Source organism: Phenylobacterium sp., assembly GCF_030697925.1.
Lineage (GTDB): Bacteria > Pseudomonadota > Alphaproteobacteria > Caulobacterales > Caulobacteraceae > Phenylobacterium.
Window position 1 is genome coordinate 1 of the sequence record NZ_JAUYOJ010000063.1, and the last position, 2,953, is coordinate 2,953.

At 67.4% G+C, this 2,953-nt stretch carries 1 protein-coding gene and 1 pseudogene; one reads left to right on the plus strand and one right to left on the minus strand.

Annotated features, from left to right (window positions below; genetic code table 11):
- A partial coding sequence (locus tag Q8Q88_RS06150) for an AMP-binding protein (RefSeq protein WP_305674317.1) occupies positions 1 to 1,698 on the plus strand: 1,698 nt, incomplete at its 5' end.
- A gap of 505 nt (positions 1,699 to 2,203) precedes the next feature.
- On the opposite strand, the pseudogene Q8Q88_RS06155 reads toward Q8Q88_RS06150, so the two are convergent.
- Positions 2,204 to 2,953, minus strand: a pseudogene (locus Q8Q88_RS06155) (hypothetical protein); the annotation flags it as partial.

Here is a 2,953-nt window from a genome sequence, read left to right on the forward strand (position 1 = left end):
AGGCACTGCTGCGAATTCTTCCTGCCGTGGGTCGCCGAGGCCCCCGAGCGCACCTTCCTCGGCCAGCGCGGCCCTGACGACGCCTGGCGGCGGGTCAACTACCGGGATGCTTGGGCCAGGATCCGCGCGATCGCCCAGGCGCTCGTCGACCGCGGCTTCGATCAGCAGCAGCCCGTGGCGATCCTCACGGGAAATTCCATCGAGCATGCGCTGGTCACCTTCGCAGGCATGCTCGCCGGGACACCGGTGGCTCCGATCTCACCAGCCTACAGCCTGCATCCGGACGGACTGGCGCGCCTGGCGGAGATCGCGGCCGTCCTGAAGCCGGCCATGGTGTTTGCGCAATCCACCACGCTCCTGGATTCAGCGCGGAAGCTCCCCGGCCTGGCCAACGCGGAATGGGTCAGCGTGCAGCCTGATCCCACGGCAACGAGCTTCGCATCCCTTGAGGCGACGGAGCCGCGCGACGCCGTCGAGGAGCTCTTCGCCAGGGCGGCGCCCGATGACGTGGCCAAAATCCTGTTCACCTCCGGCTCGACCGGTGCGCCGAAAGGCGTGCCCCAGACACACCGCATGCTGTGCAGCGCAGCCCAGGGCTCCATTCTGGTCGCACCTGCGAACGCCCCCCCCGTCCTGGTCGATTGGATGCCCTGGCATCACACCATGGGCGGCAACAACACGCTCCACGGTGTCGTGCGGGACGGCGGAACCCTCTATATCGACGATGGTCGCCCGACGCCGGATCTCTTCCGCCACACCATCCGGAACCTGAGCGAGATCTCCGTCACCGCGGTCCAGAATGTGCCCGCCGGGCTGAGCATGCTGGTGGAAGCCATGGAGCAGGACGATACCCTGAGGCAGACCTTCTTGCGCCGCGTCGGCCGCGTCGCCTACGCTGGCGCGTCGCTGTCGCGCGATACCTGGGAACGACTGCAGGCGCTTTCCCTGCGGACGACCGGCCGCCAATTGCCCGTTATTTCCGGATATGGAACGACAGAGACCGCGCCGGGTGTGGCGGCCACACATTGGCCGAGCCTCGGCCAAGGCGAGATTGGCCTTCCCATTCCGGGCGTGGAAATCAAGCTGATGCCGATGGGCGACCGCTTCGAGATTCGCGCCCGCGGGCCCAACGTGATGCCGGGATACCTGAATCGACCCGATCTTACCGCGTCGGCATTCGACGATGAGGGCTTCTACAAGATCGGCGACGCGGTGACGTTTGTTGACCCCGCCGACCCCCGCCAGGGTCTGCTTTTCGCGGGCCGGATCAGCGAGAACTTCAAGCTCTCGAACGGATCTTGGGTGCTCACGGGTGACCTACGCAACCAGATCATCGCCACCGCTCCATCCCTATTGGACGCGGTGGTCGCCGGGCACGACCGCGACGACATCCGTTTGCTGGTCTGGGCCCGGCCCGCCTTGCTGGCGTCGCTTGTGAGCGAGGGTCTTCGAGGTGAGGCCCTGGACGCGGAGCTTCGGCGACGGATCGCCGGTGATCTTCGCGCGCACAACGAAGGCAATTCGGGCTCGACCCGACGCATCGCGGCCTTCGCCTTGCTCACGACCCCCGCCTCTCTCGGCGCGGGCGAGATCACCGACAAGGGCTATGTCAACCAGCGCGCAGTGCTCACAAACAATGCGGCCCTTGTCGAGGAACTCTATCTGGCGACGCCATCACCGAGCGTGACGGCGCTCTAGGCCTTGGCCGCTTCCTTGTTGCCGAGAGCGGACGACGTCGGGCGGCTCGCGCCTGCCGAGGTCGCATAGCGCTCCGCCAGACCTGGCTGCGGCGCGCGGCCGCCGATCCGTCCCGGCGTACACTTCGATCAGACGCGCCGGAGGCATCATCGGCACAGCCTCCCCCGGTCTGATCAGCACCACAAGGCGCCCCGCGTCGCAGTCTGCGGCGGTCAGGTTGCTGAAGGTGCGGGAATGGCCGCGCCTAGGTCCAGACCGGGGGCCGTTTCCCTGGTTGGCGGGCCGATCCGAGACGATCAACAGTCCTGAGCGGGCGGCCTGAAGCGGCCGGCTCGCTTGCCGGCGCCGAGCATGGGCTGGGCCATCACGCCACGGGCCCCCGCGGCGTGATTCTCGGCCTGTGTAATCGCCGCGCACGCGTCAGCCGACCGGCGCGCCGGCGAGAGCCGCACGACGTCGCCGGCTGAGCACCGGCGACGCCATCGCGCCGCCGGGCATGGGAGGATCAGAAGGCCCGTTGTGGCATGAGGTCGCGCACTTCACGATGCTGGAGGTGATTCAACGCGTCCTTCTGGAAGCGCCAGGTCTCGGCCTCGATGACGGCTTTGAAGGTGGTGGCGGGGCGGCCGAGCAGGCGTTCTACGTCGTCGGTGACCTCGGCGATGTACCGGTCCCCCCCGTTTTGCCGCGCCAGGTTCATAAGGTGTTGCGCCGGGTGGTCCTCAATGGGCGGCAACGCCTTGTACATCAGCTCCCTGAACTGCTCCAGGGTCGACGGCGCATAGGTGATCTTGCGCCCCAGCACCGCCGAGAAATCCTCGGCGAACTCGTGCCAGTTCTTGCGGGTCGGCCCCGTGAGGAGGTGCGACTTCCCTGCGTGATCCTTGGGGTTCAAGAGCGCCTCGACGCACACCTCGGTGACATCGACCGTGGCCACGGGCGCGGTCTTGGCGTCGCCGAACGGCAGGCGGATCGTGTCGTCCTCCTTGATGGTCACGGCCGGTATCCACAGCGTGATGGGATTTTCGACGAACATGGCGGCCTGGATGTGGCAGACCGGAAGGCCGGACCAGTCCAGGGCGCGTTCCGCGGCCCAGTGCACGAACTGCTGGGGCGACCACTGCACGTCGGCCCCGAGGATCGCGATGCGTTCGGCGTCGGGGCGGGCCATGTTCTCGAGCGTCATGTAGCACTGCTCGAAGTCCGACATGTTCACGAAGATCTCGCAGCCGCCTTCGCGCTTCGCCGCCGCCGC